Below are 22,480 nucleotides of genomic sequence, written 5' to 3'. Positions count from 1 at the left end.
GCGCGGGTCCCCCGGGGCCCGGACCGGGCCGGTTCGGGCCCCTCCGGACGGGCTTGCGCCTCAAGCCGCTTGAGACACCACAGTGGTCCCCATGAACCACGAAGAGCTGTACCCCATCGGAGACGCCGCGCGCCGCAGCGGGCTGAGCGTCAGCGCGGTCCGGTACTACGCGGACGCCGGGGTCGTGCGACCCGCGGGCGTGAACGAGGCCGGGCACCGGATGTACGACGTCGACGCCATCGCCGGGCTGGAACTCGTCCGTACCCTGCGCGAGCTGGACACCGACCTGAGCGAGATCCGGCGGTTGCTCACCGGCGAGGCGACCCTGCACGGTGTGCTCATGACCCACCTGGGGATCGTCGAGCGGCAGGAGCGCACTCTGAGGGCCAGGCGGGCGGTGCTCAGGGCCCTGATCAGGCAGGGGGGTGAGACGGCGCGGGCCGACCTGATGCACCGACTGGTGACGATGACCGACGAGGAGCGGGAACGGACCATCGACGACTTCTGGAACGACGTGGCGGAGGGACTCGACGTGCCGGACGGGTTCGTCGACCGGTTGCGCGCGATGCGCCCGGTCCTGCCCGAGGAGCCCACCGCCGCGCAGCTGGAGGCCTGGATCACCCTGGCCGACCTGGTGCGGGACCGGGAGTTCCGCGACGCGGTACGCGCCCACCTCCGGGACACCTACTCGGCGCCCGAGGCACGGACTGTGGCCACCGAGCCGTTCCAGGACTTCATCCACGACAGCGGGGCGCCCCTCATGGAGGACCTCCTCGCCGCCTACCGTGCTGGAGAGTCCCCCGGGTCCTCACGCGCGCAGTCGGCCGTCACACGCTTCATGGAGGCGGCGGTCGCCCTGTCCGACACCCCGCTCACCCCGGAGGTCCGTGCCCGGATGGCCGACGGGTTCCGCCAGGTCCCCGACCTCCTGCGCCGGATCGCCGAGGAGGACGCCGTCTCCGAGGGGCCCGGCTACGACGACACCCACGGCCGGTACCTGGCCCTGGTGGCCGTCATCAACGGTGTTGCCGAGGACCACGACGAGGACCCGACTCCCTACGTCTGGATCGCGGACGCCATGAGCGCCGCCGTCACCGGCTCCTGACGCCGACGGCTCGGTCGCCCACGGCGAGGGGGCGTTCGGGCGTGCCCGAACGGGTCAGGCCTCCTCCAACAGCGTCAGGTAGGCGTCCGTGTCGTGGAGGGCGTGCAGCCGGTACCAGGCGTCCAGGGCGCGCGGGCTGAGCAGGCCGAGCCGGGCCAGGGCAGCCCGCGCGAACTCGACCGGGGCGCTGGCGCCCGCGGTGACCAGGTCCCCGTCGGTGACGGTCAGCTCCTCCCGGTAGCGGCGACTGCCCGCGTACCCGGTGCCCAGCAGGTAGTCGGGTGCGGAGCTGGTGTGGTCGCGGTGGTCGAGCAGCCCCTCCCTGGCCAGCCCGGCGGTCGCGCCGCCGATCGCCGCCACGGGAATCCCCGCGTCCAGGAGGATGCCCGCCGCTGACGCCAGGGGCGCCAGCGACTCCGGGTCGTCGTCCCAGTCGGGCGAGCCGGGCAGCAGGAGCATCGCGCTGGTGGAGGGCTTGAACTGGGGGAGTGTGAGGTCGGGGAGCACGGTGAGCCCGCCCGCCGTGGTCACCGGGGCCCCGGTGAGTCCCACGGTGACGACAGGGAGGCTGCCGGTTCGGTGCGGACCGATTCCCTCCCGCACCTGCGCGACGGTGTGGCCGTAGTGCCAGTCGGCCATCCGGTCGTAAACGGCGAGGTGCAGAGAGGGGGTGGGCTCAGCGCTCATGGCATGAGGTTGGGGTCTGGGTGGGTGGGGTGTCAATCTCCGCGCACCGTGGACGGCACATCGGCCCCAGAAGTGACCTGATTTATCCGCTGGTGACGCGAAGATGCGGTCCGATGTGCTTCGGGGTTACCTGTCCTGAAGTGCGTCGCACCGGTGGATGTGTGCTGGGTCACACTCACAAAATCGATAGCCGGTGTTCACAGATGCTCACAAATGGTATTACCATTCTCGGAGCCTGGTCCAAGAGCAGGTCAAGGGCGTGTCCCTGCACGGCCAAGCCCCACCGTCCCGTCCACTGGAAGGCTCCGTCGTGGAGAACTTCGAACCCGTCTACGGCACGGGTCCCCTCCTCGGGATCGCGGCGGGCGCCATCGCGCTCCTGCTGTTCCTGATCATCCGCTTCAAGATGCACGCGTTCATCGCGCTGGTCCTGGTCAGCGTGCTCACCGCGTTGGTCGCGGGCATCCCGGTCGACGGGGTGGTCCCCACCCTCCTCGACGGGTTCGGCGGCACCCTCGCCAACGTCGCCCTCCTCGTGGGGCTGGGCGTGATGATCGGCCGCATGCTGGAGGTCACCGGCGGCGCCGCCGTCCTGGCCGGGGCGCTCATCAAGCTGTTCGGTGAGAAGCGCGCCCCGATGGCCCTGGGCGTGGCCTCCCTGCTCTTCGGCTTCCCGATCTTCTTCGACGTCGGCCTCATCGTGATGCTGCCGATCGTCTTCAGCGTGGCCCGCCGCGTGGGCGGCTCGGTGCTGACCTACGCCCTGCCCACCGCCGGTGCCTTCGCGGTCATGCACGCCTTCGTGCCGCCGCACCCCGGCCCCGTCACGGCGGCCGTGGAGATCGGCGCGGACATGGGCCTGACCCTGCTGGTCGGCGTCCTCCTGGCCATCCCCACCTGGTACCTGGCCAGCTACCTGTTCGGACTGTGGGCCGGGAAGCGCTTCGAGATCCCCGTGCCGGACGACATCATGTCCAACGGCGACGTCACCCACGAGAACCCGCCCCGCCTGGGCACGGTCGTCAGCATCCTGCTGCTGCCGATGCTGCTCATCTTCGCCAACACCGGCACGGCCACCCTCTCCGCGACCGGAGCCGTCCCGGCGGACGCCGTCTGGGTCCAGTCCCTGCGGCTCGTCGGCGAGACGCCCATCGCGCTGCTCATCACCGTGCTCTACGCGATGGTCGTGCTCAGCCAGGGGCGCTTCACCCGCCAGCGGGTCGAGGAGATCGTCGGCGGCGCGCTCGGCCCCGTCTGCGGGATCATCCTCATCACCGGCGCGGGCGGCATGTTCGGCGGCGTCCTGCGCACCAGCGGCATCGGTGACGCCCTCGCCGGAAGCCTGGAGTCCACGGGCATGCCGGTCATCGTCGCTGCGTTCGTCATCGCGCTCGCGCTGCGTGTGGCCCAGGGTTCGGCCACGGTCGCCATCACCACGGCCGCCGGTCTGATCGCCCCGGCCGTGCACGCCACCTCCGGGCTCAGCTCCATCGACCTGGCCCTGATCGTCATCGCGATCGCCTCCGGCGCGACCGCGCTCTCCCACGTCAACGACTCCGGGTTCTGGCTGGTCGGCCGGTTCCTGGGCATGGACGTCAGGACGACGCTCAAGACCTGGACCGTCATGGAGACCCTGATCGGCTTCATCGGCTTCGGGTTCGCCTTCGCCCTGTACCTGGTCCTGTAGGCCCTCAGCGGCCGGGAGCGTCGTCCCTGAGGGCGTCCGCGACCTCGGTGACGATCGACCGCATGGCCGCCTCGGCGACGTCGGGCAGCCCGTCCCGGATGGCCCGCGCCACCGTCATGTGGAGGCGCAGGGCCTCCGGGCGGGGGTTGTGCGGCATCAGGTCGTAGGAGGTCCGTGCGACGAGCACCTCGGTCACCACCTCGGCCAGACCGGAGAGCATCTCGTTGCCGGACAACTCCAGGACGCGACGGTGGAAGGCGATGTCGAGCTCCATGAACGTGGTGAGTTCGCCCGCCTGGCCGGTCAGGGTCATCCTGTCGGCCACCACCTCCAGCTGGGCCCGCTCGTCGGCGGGTCCGCGCTCGGCGGCCAGGGCGGCGGCGCCGGGTTCCACGGCGGCCCGGAGCTCGTTGAGGGAGCGCAGCTGCTCCATGCGGCCGGATCCGGCCAGGCGCCAGCGGATCAACTGGGGGTCGAAGACGCTCCAGTCCCGTTGGGGTCGGACCCGGATACCGGTCCGGGGGCGGCTCAGTACGAGGCCCATGGACTCCAGGACACGGACCGCCTCGCGGGCGACCGTCCGTGACACGCCGAAGTCGCCCTCCAGACCCTGGAGGGTGAAGGCGTGGCCGGGGGCGTACTCTCCGGCGGCGATCGCCGGACCGAGCACCGCCAGCACCCGGTTGTGCAGCGTTCGGTGCTCGGTGGCCATCTCGTCCCTCGGAATCTCCTGCGACGCGGTCGGGGTCACGGAGCAGCCTAGCCGGATTGATTGATATCACTATTGGTGGCGGCGTCGCGCACGGGCGGCGGGCCAAGACTCGGAGAGAGCATGCATTTCGTGTTCATGGGCGTATCTGGCAGCGGGAAGACCAGTGTCGCCGAGCGGATCGCCGCGCGCCTCGAACTGCCCTTCGCGGAGGCCGACGCCTTCCACCCCGAGGCCAACATCACCAAGATGTCGGCAGGGGTACCGCTGACCGACGACGACAGGTGGCCCTGGCTGGCCGAGCTCGCCGAGTGGATCGCCGCGCACGAGGCGCTGGGGGAGTCCACGGTGATGGCCTGCTCCGCGCTCCGGCGCTCCTACCGGGACGTACTCCGCCGAGGGGCACCCGGCGTGCACTTCGTCCACATGCACGGCACGGAGGAGGTGATCTGGGAGCGGATCGAGGCCCGCAGGGACCACTTCATGCCGCCCGCGCTCCTGCGCTCCCAGCTGGAGACCCTGGAGCGCCTGGGGCCGGACGAGGAGGGGCTGGAGCTCGACGTGCGCGGCGACCTCACCCAGCTCAGCGCGCAGGCCCTGGAGTACGTGTCGGAGCGGCTGGGCCTCTCCCTGACCTGACCGGACACCGCCGGGAGACGACCACCACATGCGCGGGGGTTTTGCTCCACTTGTGTAGTACGCCCCGGCACGCGAACCTGTTCGTCATGCAAGACACCCAGACGTCCCCCGTAACCTCCGACTCCCGGCCGTTCAGTGTGCTGCCGGCCCCCCGGCAGAGCCTGCTCGCCGCGCGTCGCCCCGGTGTGCGGCCCCCGCAGGACGTTCGGCAGACCTGTGTCCTGATGTTCGTCACCGCCGCCGCGTTCGCCGGGCTGGCCTACCGGGCGTGGGCGACGCTGGACGCTGGCGCGCCCGCGCCGATCGTGCGCGACCTGTGGGTGCAGGTGGTCCTGGCGTCGCTGGTCACCCTGGGCCTGGTGGCGCTGGTGCTGCCCGTGCGTCGCGCCGGATACGTCCTGTGGCGCATGGCGCAGTTCGGCGCGGTGGTCGCCCTCGGCGTGGCCGTCTCCGCGCTCAACACGGCGGCCCGCCTGGCCGACACTCCGATGCTGCTGGTCGCGGTGGTGGTGGCCCTCTTCGCCATCGTCACCAACATCGCCCTGTGGAGCACCAACGTCCGCCGCTGGTGCGAGTCCTAGGAGTTCGCCACGAGGGGGGTGTCCCGGCTACTGGTCGGGGCACCCCTTTCCCGTCCGCGCTGTCCGTCGCCGCGTTCGCGGGGCACGTCGCCGGGCACCTGGTCTCCAGGATGAAGGACGGTCCACTCCCGGGTTCGCGGGGCTCACGATCATGACGTGCGCTTGAAGAGGGGCGGCGGCCGTCCCCACGTTCGCGGGCTCACAGGATCCCGAGTTCCGCTCGCGAGTCCAGCCACGGTCCACTCCCGCGTTCGCGGGGGCTCACTGCCCCCGGGGCGGAGCTGGACGATCCGACTGGTCCATCCCCGGGTTGCTGGGCTCATGCCTGGCGACCTGGGACGACGTCCCCGCTCGGCCATGGCTTCGGCACGGTGCTGGGACGCCGTGGGCCCGGGGCGCGCGTGGCCCGTGTGGTCACGGGACGCTCACCGCCGGGCCCCTTCCGTCCGGGGGTCCCGCCTCAGGCGCCGCCGCTCAGTCCTCCTCCTCGCCGTCCGCGAGGACGTGCAGGCGGGCCAGGTGCTCGCTGCCGTCCTCCCCGTGACGGTTGACGTAGATCTCGCGGGCCTCGTCCGCGATGTCTCCCACCTCGTCCTCGAACCCGTAGTCGAGGAGGTCGTCCAGCAGGTCGAGCGACCGGTGCAGTGGGTCCCCGTCGTCGGGGTCGGTGGCGGCCTCCTGGGGGGAGTGCTCGGTGACCCGCGTCAGCGCGAGGCCTCGGGCCTCCTCCACCGCGCTCTCCGCTCCGGCCGCGGCACTCAGGCGGATGCGGGTGATGGGGTCCTCGTCGGCGACGAGCATGAGCTGCTCGGCCAGCCAGGTGGTGTCCTGGCCTTCGAGGAACGCGGTGAGCTCCGCGTCGTCTAGGGGAGTGTTCATCCGCAGATCATAGGACGAACCGCATGCCTCCGGCGCCTTGGGGCCCGTTCACGGAACGGAAACAAAAAACGGACATTCGGTAGAGAAAGTCATTCATCCCATGATCGGATAAAGAAAGCGGAATTGTGCTCGGGTGAATACCCATTGTCACGACGCTGGGGCGGGAGGGGCCCCGGGGAAGTTGACGCTCAGTTAAACACATGCGAGCCAAATGCCGATCTATGGATCACGGCACAGATCTGAAACGGTTGTATTAATACCCAGCCGTCTACCTTCCCAGGTGGTCATGGCGCGGTTTAGGGTCCGAATCATCGTTCCGGGCCCCAAACCCCCGTCCCCCATCCCTGAGGTGGACCATGTTCACGAAGTCTTCCCGTAAGCCGCTCGGCCTCCTGGCCGTCGCGGCGTCGCTCACGCTTGTGGCGACCGCCTGTGCGGAGAGTGACCGCGCCGACGGAGGTGGCGACGACTCCCAGCCGTTCGTCTTCGCCTCCGCCGGTGACATCACCGCGCTCGACCCCTTCCTCGCCAGCGACGGTGAGACGTTCCGATACAGCCGCCAGGTCTTCCAGACCCTTCTCGAACACGAATCCGGCGGTTCTGAGATCGTCGGTGGACTGGCCGAATCCTGGGACCAGTCCGATGACGGCACCGTCTGGACCTTCAACCTCCAGCAGGGTGTGAAGTTCCACGACGGCGACGACCTGAACGCCGACGTGGTCTGCGCCAATTTCGACCGCTGGTTCAACCTCTCCGGTGCCTACCAGAGCTCGAACAACTCGTACTACTGGCAGAAGATCTTCGGCGGTTTCGCGGAGAACGACGAGGCCTACGCGGCGCCGGACCCGCGTTTCGTCTCCTGTGACGCCGAGGACGAGTTCACCGCCGTCATCGAGGTCAGCGAGTTCTCCTCCCTGTACCCGGGCGGTTTCAGCCTCGCGGCCTTCGGCATCATGAGCCCCACCAGCCTGGAGGCCATGGAGGGCCAGGAGATCACGGGTGAGGAGGGCAACCCCAACCTGCCCGAGTACACCCAGGTGCCGGGGACGGTCGCCGGTACCGGCCCGTTCACCGTCGAGGAGTGGAACCAGGACCAGGGCGAGATCACCCTCAAGCGGTTCGACGACTACTGGGGCGACCCGGCGGGCTTCGAGAACATGATCATCCGGGCCATCCCGGACGAGAACGCCCGCCGTCAGGCCCTGGAAGCGGGCGACATCCACGGCTACGACCTGGTGGCCCCGGCCGACGTCAGCCCGCTCCAGGAAGCCGGGTTCGAGGTCCCCACCCGTGACGTCTTCAACGTCCTCTACCTGGCCTACCAGCAGGACAACGAGGCCCTCGCCGACCTCGAGGTCCGCGAGGCCCTCTCGCACGCGGTGAACCGCCAGCGCATCGTCGACACCATCCTCCCCGAGGGCGGCGAGGTCGCGACGCAGTTCCACCCGGACACCCTCGACGGCTGGTCCCCGGACGTCCGCGAGATCGAGTACGACCCGGAGCTGGCCGCGGAGAAGCTGGCCGACGCGGGCCAGGAGGACCTCGAGATCGAGTTCTGCTACCCGACCGAGGTCACCCGTCCGTACATGCCCGCGCCCAAGGACATCTTCGACGTCATCTCGGAGGACCTCCAGGAGGCCGGTGTCACGGTCGAGGCCAAGAGCTACGAGTGGGCCGAGTACATCAACCAGACCGACAGCGGTAACTGCCCGCTGTACCTGCTGGGCTGGACCGGCGACTACAACGACGCCTACAACTTCGTCGGCACCTGGTTCTCCACCCCCAACAGCGCCTGGGGCATGGACGACGAGGAGCTCTTCGACAAGATGGAGGAAGTGAGCACCAACCCCGACGCCGACGAGCGCATCGCCGGGTACCAGGAGCTCAACGAGATGGTGATGGACGTCCTGCCCGGGCTGCCCATCTCCAGCTCCCCGCCCTCCATCGCGTTCTCCGGGGACGTCAACCCGCCGAACGTGAGCCCCCTGACCCAGGAGAACTTCTCCGAGGCTTCCTGGAAGTAAGGCGCGAGACCCCCTCTCCCTGACCCGGGAGAGGGCCTCCGCCGGGCCCGACCGGTCCTGACCGGTCGGGCCCGCCGCACGGCCACCCCGGCGGTCCGCTGCCCCAAGGCACACCGCGCCGCACCCCCCCGGGCACCCCCAGAGACCATCCGTCCATCCCGCCACACCCCGGCGGGGGACGCTCCGCGTCCATCGTTCTCACCACTGGCGAAAGGCGGCGCAGGTGCTGCGATTCATCGTCAGGCGACTCCTACAGCTGATCCCGACACTCGGCGGTCTGTCGATCCTGCTGTTCGTCTGGCTCCAACGACTGCCGGGCGGACCCGAGTACGCCCTCCTCCCCGACGACGCGACCGCTGAGCAGCGTGCCGCTCTGCGCCGGTCCCTGGGCCTGGACGAACCCCTCGCGGTTCAGTACCTGACCTTCCTGCGCAACATCCTGCAGGGCGACCTGGGGACCTCCCTCCAGACCAGCCGACCGGTTCTGGACGAGTTCTTCCTCCGCTTCCCCGCGACCTTCGAACTGGCCGTGACCGCGATGATCTTCGCCGTCGCCGTCGGTCTGCCGCTGGGCTACCTCGCCGCCCGCAAGCGCGGCACGGTGCTGGACTTCGCCGCCGTCGGCGGTTCGCTCCTGGGTATCTGCACCCCGGTCTTCTTCCTGGCGTTCATCCTCAAGGTCGTCTTCGCCGAGAACCTGGGCGTGCTCCCCTCCGCCTTCCGGCTCTCACCGGGCCTGAGCCGCACCGACATCACCGGCTTCGTGGTGCTGGACGGCCTCATGACGCGTGAGTGGGACGTGGTCATGGACGCGCTCGCCCACCTGGTCCTGCCGGGGCTGGCCCTGGCCTCCATCCCGCTGGCCGTCATCACGCGCATGACCCGGGCCAGTGTCCTGGAGGTCATGGGCGAGGACTACGTCCGCACCGCCAACGCCAAGGGCCTGCACCGCACCACGGTGCGCACCCGCCACGTGCTGCGAAACGCCCTCCTGCCGGTGGTCACGGCGGTCGGTCTGCTCGCGGGCAGCCTCTTCGCCGGTGCGGTCCTCACCGAGAGCGTCTTCGCCTTCCCGGGTATCGGGTCGTTCGTCTACGGGGCGACACAGACCCGCGACTATCCGGTGCTCACCGGCTTCATCCTCCTCATCGCCACCATGTACGTGTTCATCAACCTCCTGGTCGACATCTCGTACAGCCTCCTCGACCCGAGAGTGCGGGCCCAGTGATGCCTACGACACCGAGTCCGAACCCGTCCGAGGCCCCGGACACCGCCGTGGCCGACGAGAAGGTCCCGTTCCACCAGCGCAAGGCCGACAAGGTCGACCGGCTCGCCGAACTCATGGGCGACCGTGACGCGGGCACCCACGGTGCGGGAGTCTGGCGTGAGGCCTTCCAGCGCATGCGGCGCAGCCCCATGGCGATCACCGGCGCGGTCATCGTCGCCGTGTTCCTCGTCATCGCCCTCTTCTCGCCGCTCATCGCCACGTACAGCCCCACCTCCCAGGCCTGGGGCGGTGAGGTCTTCCCGAACCGCAACGAGTTCGTCGGGCCGCGCGCCGAGAACTGGCTGGGTCTGGACCACCTCGGCCGGGACATGTTCTCCCGCATGGTGATCGGCGCCCGCCAGACCCTCCTGGTCGGCGTGGTCGCCACCCTGGTCGGCTTCCTGTTCGGCGCGCTCCTGGGCGGCCTCGCCGGCGCCTGCTCGGTGCTGGGCGGGCGCTGGGGGCGCCAGGTCGACAACGTGATCATGCGCGTCATCGACATGATGCTGGCCATGCCTACCCTGCTGCTGGCCGTCACCGTCGCCGCCCTGGTCGGGCCCAGCCTCACCACGGTCATGATCGCGGTCGGCATCGCCCAGGTCCCCATCTTCGCCCGCCTGCTGCGCGGCGCGATGATCTCCCAGGGGAACCGCGAGTACGTGCTGGCCGCGCAGGCCCTGGGCGTGCGCAAACGCCGGATCGCCGTCACGCACATCCTGCCCAACTCCATGGGCCCGGTGATCGTGCAGTCCACGCTCACCCTGGCGACGGCCATCATCGACGCGGCCGCCCTGTCCTACCTGGGCCTGGGCAACCCGGACGCGTCCTACCCCGAGTGGGGCACGATGCTGTCCGAGGCCCAGCGGTTCCTGTCCAGCGCACCGTCCCTGGCCGTCTACCCGGCCCTGGGCATCATCATCACCGCGCTCGGCTTCACCCTGCTGGGTGAGGCGCTGCGGGAAGCGCTCGACCCGAAGTTGAGGAAGTGACCATGAGTTCCAGCACGCCGCTGTTGGCGGTGGACGAGCTGTCCGTGGTGTTCCACCGCAAGGGCCAGAACCCGACCCGCGCCGTCGACGGGGTCTCCTTCACGCTGGAGGAGGGCAAGGTCACGGGGTTGGTCGGCGAGTCCGGCTGCGGCAAGAGTGTGACCTCCCTGGCTCTCATGGGTCTGCTGCCGGACCGGGGAGTGAAGGTCGGCGGCAGCGCGGTCATGCGCCTGTCCGACCGGGGAGAGGAGCCGAAGGAGGCGGACCTGCTCAGGATCTCCCAGCGCCGTATGCGCGACCTGCGCGGCTCCCAGCTGGCGATGATCTTCCAGGACCCGCTCAGCTCGCTCAACCCGGTGGTCCCCATCGGCCTCCAGGTGACCGAGATCCTCAAGCGGCACCGGGGGATGCGCGGCGCCGCCGCCAGGAAGGAGGCCGCCGACCTGCTGTACCGGGTGGGCATCCCCGACCCCACCCGGCGCCTGACCGAGTACCCGCACCAACTGTCCGGCGGTATGCGCCAGCGCGCGCTCATCGCGATGGCGGTGGCCTGCAAGCCACGCCTGATGATCGCGGACGAGCCCACCACCGCGCTGGACGTCACCATCCAGGCCCAGATCCTGGAACTGCTCAAGGACCTGGTCACCGAGGAGGGCACGGGGCTGCTGATGATCACCCACGACCTCGGCGTCGTGGCCGGGCTGTGCGACGACATCAACGTCCTGTACGCGGGCCGGGCGGTGGAGACCGCCGAGCGAGCGCCGCTCTTCAGCGACCCCACCCACCCCTACACGGTGGGCCTGCTCGGCTCCATTCCCCGCCTGGACGCGCCGCGCGGAGAACCGCTCACCCCGGTACGCGGATCGGTCAACGACAACATCGCGTGGACGGACGGGTGCGCGTTCGCGCCCCGCTGCGACCACTACACCATGGAGTGCCTCCAGGGGCCGCCCCAGCTCGTCGAAGTGGGCGTGGGGGACCCGGGACACGTCCACCGCTGTGTGAACCCCATCAGCCACGCCGACGTGGTGGACCGGGCCGTGCTGGAGAGCCCGGCCGTGGTGGGCGAGGACGAGGAGGAGCGGGGATGAGCCTGCTGGAGATCAGGGACCTCAAGGTCCACTTCCCCATCAAGCGGGGCGTGATCGTCGACCGTGTCGTGGGGCACGTGCGCGCCGTTGACGGGGTCTCGCTGAGCATCGAGAAGGGCCAGACCTACGGCCTGGTGGGGGAGTCCGGCTGCGGCAAGACCACCCTGGGCCGGGCGGTGCTGCGGCTGAACGAGATCACCGAGGGCGAGGTGTGGTTCGGCGGGGACGACCTGGCCGGGCTCGACTCGGAGTCGATGCGCCGCGAGCGCGCCAACCTCCAGATGGTCTTCCAGGACCCGCTGGGCAGCCTCAACCCCCGCCAGAACATCGGCTCCATCCTCCTGGAGGGCCTTCAGACACACGGGATCGGCGGTCCCGAGGGTGCGGAGGCCGAGGGGCTGAGCCGGTCGGAGCTGAGGCAGAGGACCAGGGAGGACCAGCGCCGCCGGGTCGTGGACGCGCTGGAGCGGGTGGGGCTGTCCGCCAAGGCGCTCCAGCGCTACCCGCACGAGTTCTCCGGCGGCCAGCGCCAGCGCATCGGCATCGCCCGGGCGCTGGTGCTGGAGCCCGACCTCATCATCTGCGACGAGCCGGTCTCGGCACTGGACGTGTCCATCCAGGCGCAGGTGCTCAACCTGCTGGAGGAGCTCCAGGAGGAGCTGGGTCTGACCTACCTGGTGATCGCGCACGACCTCGCGGTGGTGAGGCACGTGAGCGACGTGGTGGGGGTGATGTACCTGGGTTCACTGGTCGAGGAGGCCACCAGCGACCAGCTGTACGAGACCCCGCTGCACCCCTACACGCGGTCGCTGATGTCGGCCGTGCCTGTGCCGGACCCGACGGTGGAGGACACCCGGGAGCGCATCCTGCTCGCCGGTGACCTGCCCTCGCCCGCGAACCCGCCCGCGGGCTGCCGGTTCCACACCCGCTGCCCGTGGCGGCAGGAGGAGCGGTGCGACACCGAGCGCCCCGAGCTGCGCCCGCTGGAGGGCGGGCAGGCGACCCACAGGGTGGCCTGCCACTACGCCGAGCAGATCCTGTCCGGCGAGATCCAGCCCCGCGAGGAGCTGGCCGAGCGGATCGTGCACGGCGCGAACTGATCCGGACCGAGCGCGCGGGTACCCCCGGAGGGTGCCCGCGCGCTCGTGTGTCCGGGCCCGGGCCCGGCCGGGGAGGTCGACCGGCCGGGTGAACCGGCGGCACACGTGCACCCGCCGGAACTCGGCGCGCAGCCGTTCCTCGTCCGCCAGGTTCGCGTGCGCGAAGGCCCTCACCACGGTACGAGGGAACCCGTCGAGCCCGGTGGGGACCGGCGACGGGGGCCGACCGCGCCGTGGGCCCGAGGCCCCTGACCCTCGTGACTTCCGGTCGGGTGGCGCGGGCGGGTAGGAAGGAGGAAGGGGACGCAGCGAACCGGGAGGAACTCATGGCGGACACCCCGCACACGCGCGACCTCGGGCTGGCGGTCTTCCTGTACGACCGGGACTGCGGCTTCTGCCAGCGCGCGGTCGCCTTCGCGCGTGACCGCCTGCGCACCCGGACCTCCTTCGCGGCCTGGCAGGACTCCGACCTGCCCGCACTCGGCCTGAGCCCCGAAGAGACCGACGCCCAGGCCTGGCTCGTGCACCGGGACGGGCAGCGGCTCGCCGGAGGGGACGCGATCGCCGGGGTGCTCCTGGGCGCCGGGTTCCCGGCCCGGACCCTAGGCCGGTTCCTGCTGCTGCCCGGGGTTCGCGTGCTCAACCGCGCCGCCTACCGGGTCGTGGCCGCCAACCGCCACCGGCTCCCTGGAGGAACCGCCACCTGCGCCCTCCCGTCTCCGAGAGGAAGGACCACACCCCCGTGAACCCCCTGGCCGCTGCCTCGGATCAGACGATGCCCCTCGGCGCGTTCCTCAGCATGATGGGCTGTCTGCTGCTCATGACGGTGGTCCTGGTGCTCATGGGGGCGATGGGCGCCCGACGGCGGATCAGACCGAACGAGTTCTTCGGAATCCGGACCCGCTACACCCGCTCCAGCGAGGACGCCTGGTACACCGTGCACGAGCTCTCCGCGCACTGGTCGATCGCCGCCGGGCTGGTCTGTCTTCCGGGCCTGGCTCTGCTGCCGGTGGCGACCACCCCGAGCGGGGAGGCCGCCGCCGTGCTCGTGCCCATCGGGATCAGCCTCGTGGTGCTCCTGACCGGCACGGGGCGAGCCCACCGGTTGGCCCGGGAGCGCGAGGCCGGGGAGGTGGGCCGTGCCGAGCTGCCCTGAGCGGGATCAGGCCGCCCGAAGGGCCCGGCACACGTCCAGGACCCGCTCGCGCAGCACCGCGCCGCGCTCGGCGAAGTCCCGCTGGTACTCCATGTAGGCGGCCTTGCCCTCGGCGGTCTCGATCCGAACCGGGGTGTAACCCCACTCCCGGAGGTCGTAGGGCGAGGCGCGCATGTCCAGCACCCGGATCTCCTTCGACAGTTCGAAGCAGTCCGCCACCAGCTCCGACGGGACCGCCGGAGTGAGCTTGTACGCCCACTTGTAGAGGTCCATGTTGGCGTGCAGGCACCCCGGCTGGTCCAGTTCCGCCTGGCGTTCCCTCGTGGGCTGGAGCGTGTTCAGCGGGCGCGCCGGTTCAGTGAAGAACCGGAACGCGTCGAAGTGGGAGCACTGGACCCGGTGCGACTCCACCACACGGTCGGTGCCCTCGTGCCCGAGCCGCAGGGGGACCTGGCCGTGGCGGACCTCCTCGGTCCGGTACACCATCGCCCACTCGTGCAGCCCGAAGCAGCCCAGGTGCGCGGGGCGCTCGGCGACCGAGGACAACAGGCGCTCCACGAAGTCCAGGACCGGACGGGCGGCCAGGAACGCGGGCACGTCCAGGCCCACCCCGCCGGAGATCTCGGTGTGGAAGCGCTCGGAGAGCCGTTCGCGGGAGCCCTCGCCGAGCAGCACCGTCCCCACTCCGGGGTGCCAGCGCCGCAGCTGCGCGGGCTTGAGGTTGTAGTAGGTGAACAGGAAGTCCTCGACGGGGTGCCGTTCGCCCGCGCTCCTGCGCCGGACGTGGTCGCCGACCAGGGCGTCCACCCGACGCCCGTGCAGTTCGGCGCGCTCGCGCCACTCCGTCTCCGCCAGACCCCTCAGGGTCTCGGTCCTCGTTCCCGTCACGGCACCCAGGGTACGTCCGGTCCCGGCTGCCCTAGTCTTCTGGGATGCAGATCCCCACCGACGACGAGATCCGGGCCCTCCACGAGCGTCACGCGCCCACCGCCGAGGCCTTCGAGCTCGTGTACACCCACTGCCGAGCCGTGTGTGAGGTCGCCGAGCTGCTGCTCGACCACGTGCCCGCCGGGGTGGACGCCGATCTCGTCCGCGCGGGGTGCCTGCTCCACGACGTCGGCGTCTACCGTCTGATGGACGGGCACGGACGGATCGACGGCCCCCGCTACGTGAGCCACGGGGTGCTCGGTCACGAACTGCTGGTGGGGGAGGGGCTGCCCGAGACACTGTGCCGGTTCTGCTCGCACCACACGGGGGTGGGGGTCACCCGCGACGACGTGCGCGCCCAGGGACTGCCCATCCCGGTCGCCGACTACCTCGCCGAGTCGCCCGAGGAGGAGCTGGTCATGTACGCGGACAAGTTCCACAGCAAGAGCCAGCCACCGGTCTTCCTCACCGCCGACACCTACGCGGCCAAGGTGAGCCGCTTCGGCCCAGAGAAGGAGATCCGCTTCAAGGACCTGGTGGAACGGTACGGCGAACCCGACCTGGCCGCCCTGTCCCACTCCTTCGGGCACGCCCTCGTCTGACCCCGAGGAACCGCTGTGGGCCCGGTGAGGCTCAGTTGGACTGCTGGACGGGCAGGTGCCGTCCCAGGTAGCCCACGTACACCCGGTTGGTGGTGTCCGGGCCCAGGTGCGGGAAGAAGTACAGCCGGGGGCAGATGCCGTACTCGATGTCCAGCTTGATGTGCGCGTACATCGGGACCCGGCCGTCCGGCTCCACCTCGGTCGGCACCCGGAAGACCCGCTTCTCGTTGAGCTTGCCCCGGTTGCGGACGTAGTCCGACTCCTGCGAGGCCAGCCGCTTGACCGGGATCACCCGGTAACCGTCGGGGGGCTCGCGCAGGTAGGAGTGGAAGCCCAGCCCGCTGCCCGGGTTGTCGAACTGGTAGCGGGCGTAGTCGTTCAGGGCCATCAGCGCCTCCCAGGCCCGGGTCACCCACAGTCCCTCCTTGCGGCTGTCGGACAGCTCGTACACCGTCTGGTCCTCGATGGTGAAGAACAGGTGCGGCAGGGCCGAACCGTCGGTGATCCGTTCCAGCAGCTCCGCCACGCTGGACGGCGGCCGTAGCTCGGGGTCGCGCGGGGCCGGGGCCGCGGCCAGCCGGAACAGACCCGCGTCCCTCGCCTGGTCGCGCAGCCACCGCGCCTCGAACCGGGCCGATCTCCGATCCTCCCTTGCGACGGCGAGCTCGTCGGCGAGGTCGGCGGTCTCCGCGAGCATGGCCTGGTGCTCTTCCGACAGCTCACCGATCCGCGCGTTGAGCCTGCGCACCTCCTCCTTGAGCCGACGCACCTGCTGTTCCTGCGCTTGGGCGGCGGCGAACTCCACCGAGGAGACGGAGTCGTGCCCTGACTGGTGTGCGATGACGTTCCCCGATCCTGAGGGTGCCCGTGGGGGAACGGGGGCACGGGTGTTCGGACCCCGGCGCAGGTCCTCGGTCTCCTCGGCCAGGAACGCGTCGATCGCCCGGAGCGCCTCGGGCAGGCGCAGGCCGAGCGCGTTGTCGCGCACCCGCCGGGACAGGGCGGCGCCCACCCAGTTGCGCACGCGTTCGCCGTCGCGGGCCGTGTCGAGGGTGCCCGGACTCATCCTGGGGTGGCGCTGGGCGTCCCCCTCGTCGGAGGGGTCCACGCCCGGTAAGAAGGTGCGCACCCCGCCCACGGGCACGTCCAGGCCACGGGGGAGGAGCTCGGCGACCCGGTCCATGGCCGCTCCGTCCAGCACGTAACCGGCGCACATGCCCGTGCAACGGGACAGCGTCCCCGCCATGGCGGTGCGCCAGTCGGCCACGGTCACGTCGCGCGGCGCACCGGTGGCGACGATCGCGAGGCGCCGCAGGGGATCGCGGATGGTCGCGACCAGGGCCGCCACGTCCTCCTCGTCGCGCCCGCGCACGATGCGGGGTGAGGACGGCAGGGGGTGGGCGCCGTCGTGCGCGCCGACCGCCTCCAGCAGCATGCGCGCGGCCTCGGGCGGCATCACGTCGGAGCGGGGGGAGTCCGAGGGCGTGGTGGGGTCGACGGTCATGTCGATCCACACGTAGTTCCACGGGGAGAGCTCGGGGTCCACCACCACCGTGGCCAGGGTGCGCCACACGCCCTCGGGTTTCTCGGACTCGGTGGTCAGCCGAAGGAAGGTCAGGCCCTCGTCGGCGTTGTGGTGCCGAGCCACCAGCGCCCGCGAACGGTTGCTCAGCTCGTACCGGCCCGAGTCGGCGAAGTCCACTCGCGCACCCGAGTTACCGCGCTTGCTCAGCCAGCGGGAGAGGACGGAGGAGGCGACCGAGACCAGGTCCCCGTCGCCGTCTTGGACGGCGACCAACGTGCGGTAGACGAGCGGCAATGGGCACTCCCGGGTTCCCGACGGCGGCGGACCCGAGGGTCCGGCCGAACCCGCTGGCAGAGCCCTCCCTCACCACTGTGGACGAAGGACCGTCGCTACGCCAGCCGGTTGACCAGGTTCCCTTCGACGGGTCAGTGCCCCGCCGACCCCAGGTCGTACTCTCCGTCTACCCAAGGAATGGCCAAGTCATCAATCCTCACACGCCACTCCGCGCCGGGAACCGCGTCCCGAAGCCGGGCGAGCGCGGCAAGGTAGTGGTTCAGCTGGGCCATCTGGGGCTCGGGCCCGCTGGCCGTGTGGGAGATCTTGCTGGATCCGGCGAACAGCTCCCCGCGCCCACCGCCGAAGGAGTACGGCGCCAGGGGCTCGAACAGCTCACGGGGTTCCAGGTCCGGGTCGGTGACCTCGCCGTCACGGACCCAGGCGGGGAGCGCGTGCTCGGCGAAGGCGGTCAGAGCGCTCTCCCCCTCGGCGATGATCCTGCCCAGCCCGGCGCGCTCGGCGTCGCTGAGCGGGGTGTCGCGGTGGGCGCTGTAGTACAGGCTGACGCTCAAGTCGGGCTCCCTGGGTTCTCGTTCGGACCCATGGTGTCCGGGGGCGCCGACATTCCCCGACCGTATGCGCCACAGTGGCCAATTCGAGGGCCCGGATTGGCGACAGTGGACAAGGCGGGCCGCGTCGCCTGGGGGTTAGCGTCGCCGACATGACCACGCACCCGTTCTGGCTGGCCGGTACCGCCGCGACCGGCGACACCGAGCTGACCGTCCGCAACCCCTACACCGGCGGGACGGCGGGCGTCGTCTCCGTGCCCACCGAGGCGCAGGTGGAGGCCGCCGTCTCCGCCGCGCACGCGGTGTCCGCCGAGGCCGCCGCCCTGCCCGCGCACGTCCGTGCCGGGGCCCTGGACCACGTCTCCCGGCGCATCGGCGAACGCGCGGAGGAGATCGCCCAGGTGATCACCGCCGAGAGCGGCAAGCCGATCAAGTGGGCCCGCGCCGAGGCCGGACGCGCCGTGTCGGTGTTCCGGTGGGCCGCCGAGGAGGCCCGCCGGGACAGCGGCGAGCTCCAGCGCCTGGACACCGACCCCGGCGGCACCGGGCGCATGGCGCTCGTCCGGCGGGTCCCCAAGGGCCCCGTCCTCGGCATCTCGCCGTTCAACTTCCCGCTCAACCTGGTCGCACACAAGGTCGCCCCGGCCATCGCGGTGGGCGCGCCGGTCGTGCTCAAGCCCGCCCCGGCCACCCCGATGACCGCCCTGATCCTCGGCGAGATCCTGGCCGAGACCGACCTGCCCGCGGGCATGGTGTCGATCCTGCCCATGCCCAACGAGCTGGCGGCCCCGCTGATCACCGACGAGCGGCTGCCCGTCATCTCCTTCACCGGCGGACCGTTCGGCTGGGAGCTCCAGCGGCGCGCCCCGCACAAGCACGTGACCCTCGAACTCGGCGGCAACGCGGCGGCCGTGGTGCTGGACGACGCCGACCTCGACTGGGCCGCCAGGAGGGTGGCCCTGTTCGGCAACAACCAGGCCGGCCAGGTCTGCATCGGGGTGCAGCGCGTCGTGGTCACCGACGCCGTCCACGACGAGTTCGTGCGGCGTCTGGTCGCCGAGGTCGAGACGCTGGGCACCGGCGACCCGGCCGACCCGAAGACCGACGTCGGACCGCTGGTCGACGCGGCGGCCGCCGAACGCGTGACGTCCTGGATCGACGAGGCGGTCGCCTCGGGGGCCCGCCTCCTGACCGGCGGCACGCGTGACGGCGTCACCGTGGCGCCGACCGTCCTGGCCGACGCCCCGGCCGACTCCCGTGTGGTGCGCGAGGAGGTGTTCGGTCCCGTGCTGGTCGTCCAGCGGGTCGCTGACACAGACGCCGCCTTCGCCGCCGTGAACGACAGCGATTTCGGTCTCCAGGCCGGTGTCTTCACACGGGACCTGCCCACCGCCTTCCGCGCCCACCGGGAGCTGGAGGTCGGCGGAGTGGTCGTCGGGGACGTCCCCACCTTCCGCGCCGACCAGATGCCCTACGGCGGCGTCAAGGGTTCGGGGGTGGGCAAGGAGGGCCTGCGCGCCGCGATGACGGACCTCACCCACGAGCGGGTCCTCGTCCTCACGGGCATCGACCTGTAGGGCCGGGGAACAGGGGACGGGGCGGTGGCGGCCGGACTTCGGCCGCCACCGCCCCGTCGTGACCCCGGGTCCCACGCGCGGAGGGTTCGGGTGAACGGTTCCTAGAGCTGCGCGGCGTGGTCGTAGAGGCGCTTGGCCTCGGTGCCCAGGCGCGGGCCGTACTGGGTGCTGCGGTCGTCGGCGTACTTGAAGCTCACCACCGAGGAGATGGTGCCCTCGCCGGTGGCGGGGTCGAAGTCGGTGAACCAGGGGCCGCCGCTGGATCCCTGGGTCATGGTGCACCGAACCCCGTTGGCGGTGGTGCCGCCGGTGTCCGGGACCGTCCGGCCGGAGCAGTAGTGCAGTTCGCGACCGTTGAAGGGCGAGGCGGCCGGGTAGCCGAAGGTGTAGACCTGCAGGCCGTTCTTCACGTTCTGCTCGGTCCACGTGGAGAAGGACAGCTTCTGCGCGCCGACCCGGTCCTGCACCGGCGTGCCGCCGTCCTTGTTGAGCACGACCATCGCGAAGTCGTAGCTGTCGTCGGCCCGGTTGGACCACTGCGGCGCGACCATGAGGTCCCGCGCGGTGAACTTGCCGTACGGGCTGTCGCCGGAGGAGTAGCCGGGGACGAAGGTCCAGTTCTGGGCCCAGGAGCCCTTGCCGTCCTTGGCGCAGTGCCCGGCGGTCACCAGGGTGCTCTTGTTGGCGGAGTCCACGACCGAGGCGGAACAGGTGAAGTCCTTGCCGTCCATGGTCAGGTACACCTTGCCGGTGGTCTCGGTGACCTTGCCGCCGTCGTTCCAGCGCGCTCCGTCGCTTCTGGGGCTGGAGGCCTGCGGCTGGATGTCGGCGGACTGCCCGAGCGGGTCGGCCAGCCCGAGGGTGGACTCCACGAGGCTGGTGATCGGCTGGGCGGCGGCCATGCGGTCGCTGGTCCAGTAGTCGAGGACCGCGGTGCGCTGTTCGCCGGTCACGGCTCCGGCCTGGCGGTCGATCCCGTCCGTCCGGGAGGCGGGCGTGCGCCCTTCCGGTGCGGGGCGTTCGGGCGCGAGCGCGTCCGGGAGGACCGCGGAGGCGTGGATGGCCTGGGAGACGGCGGAGGCCGGGGCGGGCAGGTGGTCGATGAGGGCCAGACCCCCGAAGGCGACCGCGACAGCGGCCAGCGGGGCGAGGATCCTGCGTGCGGTGGGCGAGGTCATGCCGACGATCTTCGCACACTTGGAGTAACTCGATAACTACTTTGGGTTTGTGTCGCGGGTTTCTCGGGCAGGCGCGGGTCTCTCGGGAGGGCGACCGGCCGTCCTCGTGAGAGAAGGGGCGGCCGGTCGCCTTGTGCGTGGTGCTCCGTTGACCGGAACTCGGGTTTTCGGCGCCGATAGCTGGCAGAAAACCCGCACCGGTCTACCCGAGCGGGATTTTCACCCGGGTCGGCTCCTCCTCCGGGGAGGTCACCGTCACCCGGTCCCCGATCCGGCTCTCACTGACGTACCGGGCGTCCTTGCTGTCCACCACCACGGCCAGGCGGTGTCCGGCCGGTACGTCCCACACGACAGACGACAGCTCCGTCCGCACCGTCACCGGTTCGCCCGGGGCGGCGTCGCGCAGGGTGTGGGGGGCGTGGCTGAGCAGGGAACCGGTGCCCCGCTCGTTGATCGCGTACAGGTAGACGAAGACCGACTGGTCGGCGGTGGTCGGGGTGACCGTGAACGTCACCTCGGGGGTCCCCGCCACACGGGCGCCGTCGGGGTAGGCGGGGCTGGTCCACACGGCGGCCCGGTACCGGTCCACCGTGGGCAGCAGGACCCCCGTGGGCACGTCGAAGAACTGCTGGAGCGCCCCCGACAGGATCACCGTTCCGCTGCGGGCGGTCGTGCCGATCCCGGTGCGGAAACCGTAGTCCCAGCCGGTGGCGGGCTCCCCGACCATCGCGCCGTTGCTCTGCCAGCGGCCCCAGCTGGAGCTGGGCCGGTCGAGGTGGTACTCGTCGGTCGCCGTCGTCACCGAGGGCCAGTCGGCGTGTGAGGACCAAGCGCCGTCGCCGTTGTTGGGTCTGACGCGCACCGGGTCCTCGGCGTCGATGCCGTTGTCCTCGCCCTTGAGGTGGTGGTCGAACCAGCGGGCCAGGTCCTCCCAGACCTCGTTGGGCAGCCCCACCGCGCCGAACGCCTCGGAGGTGGCGTGGTCGCCGGGGGCGAGCATGAGCCGCTTGGGGCCGGACAGCTCCTCGTAGAAGTCGGCGATGTGCCCGGCGGGGAACATGCCGTCGTTCCACCCGTGCGCCATCATGACGGCGGTCCCGTTGGCGTTGATCCGGTCCACCTTGGTGGCGGCGGAGCGGTCCGGAGCCATCTCCAGGATGGGGTCGACGTTGCCGCGCCGGTACTCGCGCTCCATCTCCCTGAGGGAGTCTCCGGGGGTGCCGAGCAGGTTCCCGGCCAGGAGCAGTAGCTCGGCGGACTGCACGTCGATGGTGTCTCCGGGGTAGAGCGAGGCCCCCAGGTCGGCCCAGCCGCTCATGGAACCGACCGCCCTGACCCGTTCGTCCTCCGCGGCGGTGAGGAGGCTGATCCCGCCGCCGTAGGAGATGCCCGCCATGCCGATCCGGTCGGCGTCGGCCTCGGTGTTCTCCAGGGCCCAGTCGATGACGGAGCTGGCGTCGGCCCGGTCCTCGGGCCCGGCGACCTCGATGCCGCCGCCGGAGTCCCAGAACCCGCGGGAGGAGTAGGCGACGACCTGGTAACCGGACTCCTCTGCCAGCTTCTTGGCGGCGCCGACGTAGAGGATGTGCGGGGTCGCCCACGCCGAGGGCATCACCAGCAGGGGGTGCGGGCCCTCGGCGTCGGTGGGGGTGATGACCTTGGCCTTCAGCTCGGTGCCGTCGTGACTGACGATGGTCTCGTAGCTGGTGGTGGAGGAGACGGTGACCGCGGAGGCGGGCGCCGGGGACAGGGCGGCGACCGCGACGGCGGCCGCCGTCGCGGTGGCGGAGAGGGCGTGGAACCGCGCACCGAAGGGGGTTCGCTCGCTGGAGGGACGCGTACTGACTCGGGACATGGCGGGCCCTCGGCGTCGGTGGGGGTGATGACCTTGGCCTTCAGCTCGGTGCCGTCG

21 protein-coding genes are annotated in these 22,480 nt (G+C 70.9%); 13 read left to right on the top strand and 8 right to left on the bottom strand.

Annotated elements, in window-relative coordinates:
* Positions 1 to 91 precede the first annotated feature (91 nt).
* Positions 92 to 1,105 (top strand): MerR family transcriptional regulator, encoded by a 1,014-nt coding sequence (locus tag ADX84_RS16100; RefSeq protein ID WP_049574915.1) that lies wholly within the window; start codon positions 92 to 94, stop codon positions 1,103 to 1,105.
* 54 nt (positions 1,106 to 1,159) lie between these two features.
* Here ADX84_RS16100 and ADX84_RS16095 read toward each other — a convergent pair whose 3' ends face one another.
* Entirely contained in the window at positions 1,160 to 1,792 is a 633-nt protein-coding gene (locus tag ADX84_RS16095; RefSeq protein ID WP_049574865.1) for a DJ-1/PfpI family protein, read from the bottom strand.
* A 310-nt stretch (positions 1,793 to 2,102) separates the two neighbouring features.
* Here ADX84_RS16095 and ADX84_RS16090 point away from each other — a divergent pair, with 310 nt between their 5' ends.
* Entirely contained in the window at positions 2,103 to 3,479 is a 1,377-nt protein-coding gene (locus ADX84_RS16090; protein ID WP_049574859.1) for a GntP family permease, read from the top strand.
* Between the two features lie 4 nt (positions 3,480 to 3,483).
* Here the strand turns inward: ADX84_RS16090 and ADX84_RS16085 are convergent, their stop codons facing one another.
* Complete coding sequence (locus ADX84_RS16085) at positions 3,484 to 4,191, bottom strand: FadR/GntR family transcriptional regulator (protein WP_049574855.1); 708 nt, start codon at positions 4,189 to 4,191, stop codon at positions 3,484 to 3,486.
* Between the two features lie 120 nt (positions 4,192 to 4,311).
* Between ADX84_RS16085 and ADX84_RS16080 the strand changes: the two genes are divergently transcribed.
* Positions 4,312 to 4,827 carry a gluconokinase gene (locus ADX84_RS16080; protein ID WP_049574853.1) on the top strand — a complete coding sequence of 172 codons (516 nt, stop codon included), beginning with the start codon at positions 4,312 to 4,314 and terminating at the stop codon, positions 4,825 to 4,827.
* Positions 4,828 to 4,913: 86 nt separating this feature from the next.
* On the top strand, positions 4,914 to 5,408 hold the full coding sequence (locus ADX84_RS16075; protein ID WP_234004012.1) for a hypothetical protein: 495 nt from the start codon (positions 4,914 to 4,916) through the stop codon (positions 5,406 to 5,408).
* A 474-nt stretch (positions 5,409 to 5,882) separates the two neighbouring features.
* Here the strand turns inward: ADX84_RS16075 and ADX84_RS16070 are convergent, their stop codons facing one another.
* Positions 5,883 to 6,287: a hypothetical protein gene (locus ADX84_RS16070; RefSeq protein ID WP_049574848.1), complete on the bottom strand. Its 405-nt coding sequence runs from the start codon at positions 6,285 to 6,287 to the stop codon at positions 5,883 to 5,885.
* Positions 6,288 to 6,643: 356 nt separating this feature from the next.
* Between ADX84_RS16070 and ADX84_RS16065 the strand changes: the two genes are divergently transcribed.
* The 7 genes from ADX84_RS16065 (at position 6,644) to ADX84_RS16035 (ending at position 13,914) form a co-directional block, all read left to right on the top strand.
* Complete coding sequence (locus tag ADX84_RS16065) at positions 6,644 to 8,311, top strand: ABC transporter substrate-binding protein (protein WP_049574846.1); 1,668 nt, start codon at positions 6,644 to 6,646, stop codon at positions 8,309 to 8,311.
* 223 nt (positions 8,312 to 8,534) lie between these two features.
* Positions 8,535 to 9,539, top strand: a complete 1,005-nt coding sequence (locus ADX84_RS16060; RefSeq protein ID WP_017542583.1) for an ABC transporter permease — start codon at positions 8,535 to 8,537, stop codon at positions 9,537 to 9,539.
* Positions 9,539 to 10,567, top strand: coding sequence for an ABC transporter permease (locus ADX84_RS16055; protein ID WP_049574845.1), 1,029 nt, complete (start codon positions 9,539 to 9,541; stop codon positions 10,565 to 10,567). Before ADX84_RS16060 ends, ADX84_RS16055 begins: the two co-directional genes overlap by 1 nt.
* Positions 10,568 to 10,569: 2 nt before the next feature.
* Positions 10,570 to 11,658 carry an ABC transporter ATP-binding protein gene (locus ADX84_RS16050; RefSeq protein ID WP_049574844.1) on the top strand — a complete coding sequence of 363 codons (1,089 nt, stop codon included), beginning with the start codon at positions 10,570 to 10,572 and terminating at the stop codon, positions 11,656 to 11,658.
* On the top strand, positions 11,655 to 12,758 hold the full coding sequence (locus tag ADX84_RS16045; RefSeq protein WP_049574841.1) for an ABC transporter ATP-binding protein: 1,104 nt from the start codon (positions 11,655 to 11,657) through the stop codon (positions 12,756 to 12,758). Before ADX84_RS16050 ends, ADX84_RS16045 begins: the two co-directional genes overlap by 4 nt.
* Before the next feature lie 326 nt (positions 12,759 to 13,084).
* The gene (locus ADX84_RS16040) at positions 13,085 to 13,504 is read left to right on the top strand and encodes a thiol-disulfide oxidoreductase DCC family protein (RefSeq protein ID WP_049574839.1); all 420 of its coding nucleotides are present in this window, start codon (positions 13,085 to 13,087) and stop codon (positions 13,502 to 13,504) included.
* Positions 13,501 to 13,914 carry an SdpI family protein gene (locus tag ADX84_RS16035; RefSeq protein WP_049574837.1) on the top strand — a complete coding sequence of 138 codons (414 nt, stop codon included), beginning with the start codon at positions 13,501 to 13,503 and terminating at the stop codon, positions 13,912 to 13,914. The genes ADX84_RS16040 and ADX84_RS16035 overlap by 4 nt, the downstream gene beginning before the upstream one ends.
* Positions 13,915 to 13,920: 6 nt before the next feature.
* On the opposite strand, the gene ADX84_RS16030 is transcribed toward ADX84_RS16035, so the two are convergent.
* A complete protein-coding gene (locus ADX84_RS16030) occupies positions 13,921 to 14,802 on the bottom strand; it encodes a hypothetical protein (protein ID WP_049574833.1) in 882 nt (293 codons plus the stop codon).
* A 44-nt stretch (positions 14,803 to 14,846) separates the two neighbouring features.
* Here ADX84_RS16030 and ADX84_RS16025 point away from each other — a divergent pair, with 44 nt between their 5' ends.
* Positions 14,847 to 15,443: an HD domain-containing protein gene (locus ADX84_RS16025; protein WP_049574830.1), complete on the top strand. Its 597-nt coding sequence runs from the start codon at positions 14,847 to 14,849 to the stop codon at positions 15,441 to 15,443.
* 31 nt (positions 15,444 to 15,474) lie between these two features.
* Here ADX84_RS16025 and ADX84_RS16020 read toward each other — a convergent pair whose 3' ends face one another.
* A complete protein-coding gene (locus ADX84_RS16020) occupies positions 15,475 to 17,262 on the bottom strand; it encodes a hypothetical protein (RefSeq protein ID WP_049574826.1) in 1,788 nt (595 codons plus the stop codon).
* A 131-nt stretch (positions 17,263 to 17,393) separates the two neighbouring features.
* Entirely contained in the window at positions 17,394 to 17,816 is a 423-nt protein-coding gene (locus ADX84_RS16015; protein ID WP_049574823.1) for a hypothetical protein, read from the bottom strand.
* 149 nt (positions 17,817 to 17,965) lie between these two features.
* On the opposite strand from ADX84_RS16015, the gene ADX84_RS16010 reads away from it, so the two are divergent.
* Positions 17,966 to 19,390 (top strand): aldehyde dehydrogenase family protein, encoded by a 1,425-nt coding sequence (locus ADX84_RS16010; RefSeq protein ID WP_049574814.1) that lies wholly within the window; start codon positions 17,966 to 17,968, stop codon positions 19,388 to 19,390.
* A 101-nt stretch (positions 19,391 to 19,491) separates the two neighbouring features.
* Here the strand turns inward: ADX84_RS16010 and ADX84_RS16005 are convergent, their stop codons facing one another.
* Both ADX84_RS16005 and ADX84_RS16000 read right to left on the bottom strand, forming a co-directional pair.
* Positions 19,492 to 20,568, bottom strand: a complete 1,077-nt coding sequence (locus tag ADX84_RS16005) for a serine protease (protein ID WP_049574812.1) — start codon at positions 20,566 to 20,568, stop codon at positions 19,492 to 19,494.
* A gap of 202 nt (positions 20,569 to 20,770) precedes the next feature.
* Positions 20,771 to 22,423: a CocE/NonD family hydrolase gene (locus ADX84_RS16000; protein ID WP_049574808.1), complete on the bottom strand. Its 1,653-nt coding sequence runs from the start codon at positions 22,421 to 22,423 to the stop codon at positions 20,771 to 20,773.
* Positions 22,424 to 22,480 lie beyond the last annotated feature (57 nt).

This window comes from Nocardiopsis sp. SBT366 (assembly GCF_001083815.1).
GTDB classification, from domain to species: domain Bacteria; phylum Actinomycetota; class Actinomycetes; order Streptosporangiales; family Streptosporangiaceae; genus Nocardiopsis; species Nocardiopsis prasina.
The sequence above is the reverse complement of the archived record's forward strand: the minus strand, read 5'-3'. Positions and strand labels throughout refer to the sequence as shown.

Excerpts from the sequence above, each read along its gene's own strand:
- ADX84_RS16010 (WP_049574814.1), top strand. The coding sequence starts at position 17,966 with ATGACCACGCACCCGTTCTGGCTGGCCGGTACCGCCGCGACCGGCGAC.
- ADX84_RS16040 (WP_049574839.1), top strand. The coding sequence starts at position 13,085 with ATGGCGGACACCCCGCACACGCGCGACCTCGGGCTGGCGGTCTTCCTG.
- ADX84_RS16065 (WP_049574846.1), top strand. The coding sequence starts at position 6,644 with ATGTTCACGAAGTCTTCCCGTAAGCCGCTCGGCCTCCTGGCCGTCGCG.
- ADX84_RS16050 (WP_049574844.1), top strand. The coding sequence starts at position 10,570 with ATGAGTTCCAGCACGCCGCTGTTGGCGGTGGACGAGCTGTCCGTGGTG.
- ADX84_RS16025 (WP_049574830.1), top strand. The coding sequence starts at position 14,847 with ATGCAGATCCCCACCGACGACGAGATCCGGGCCCTCCACGAGCGTCAC.
- ADX84_RS16075 (WP_234004012.1), top strand. The coding sequence starts at position 4,914 with ATGCAAGACACCCAGACGTCCCCCGTAACCTCCGACTCCCGGCCGTTC.
- ADX84_RS16045 (WP_049574841.1), top strand. The coding sequence starts at position 11,655 with ATGAGCCTGCTGGAGATCAGGGACCTCAAGGTCCACTTCCCCATCAAG.
- ADX84_RS16100 (WP_049574915.1), top strand. The coding sequence starts at position 92 with ATGAACCACGAAGAGCTGTACCCCATCGGAGACGCCGCGCGCCGCAGC.
- ADX84_RS16080 (WP_049574853.1), top strand. The coding sequence starts at position 4,312 with ATGCATTTCGTGTTCATGGGCGTATCTGGCAGCGGGAAGACCAGTGTC.
- ADX84_RS16095 (WP_049574865.1), bottom strand. The coding sequence starts at position 1,792 with ATGAGCGCTGAGCCCACCCCCTCTCTGCACCTCGCCGTTTACGACCGG.
- ADX84_RS16070 (WP_049574848.1), bottom strand. The coding sequence starts at position 6,287 with ATGAACACTCCCCTAGACGACGCGGAGCTCACCGCGTTCCTCGAAGGC.
- ADX84_RS16055 (WP_049574845.1), top strand. The coding sequence starts at position 9,539 with ATGCCTACGACACCGAGTCCGAACCCGTCCGAGGCCCCGGACACCGCC.
- ADX84_RS16085 (WP_049574855.1), bottom strand. The coding sequence starts at position 4,191 with ATGGCCACCGAGCACCGAACGCTGCACAACCGGGTGCTGGCGGTGCTC.
- ADX84_RS16000 (WP_049574808.1), bottom strand. The coding sequence starts at position 22,423 with ATGTCCCGAGTCAGTACGCGTCCCTCCAGCGAGCGAACCCCCTTCGGT.
- ADX84_RS16005 (WP_049574812.1), bottom strand. The coding sequence starts at position 20,568 with ATGACCTCGCCCACCGCACGCAGGATCCTCGCCCCGCTGGCCGCTGTC.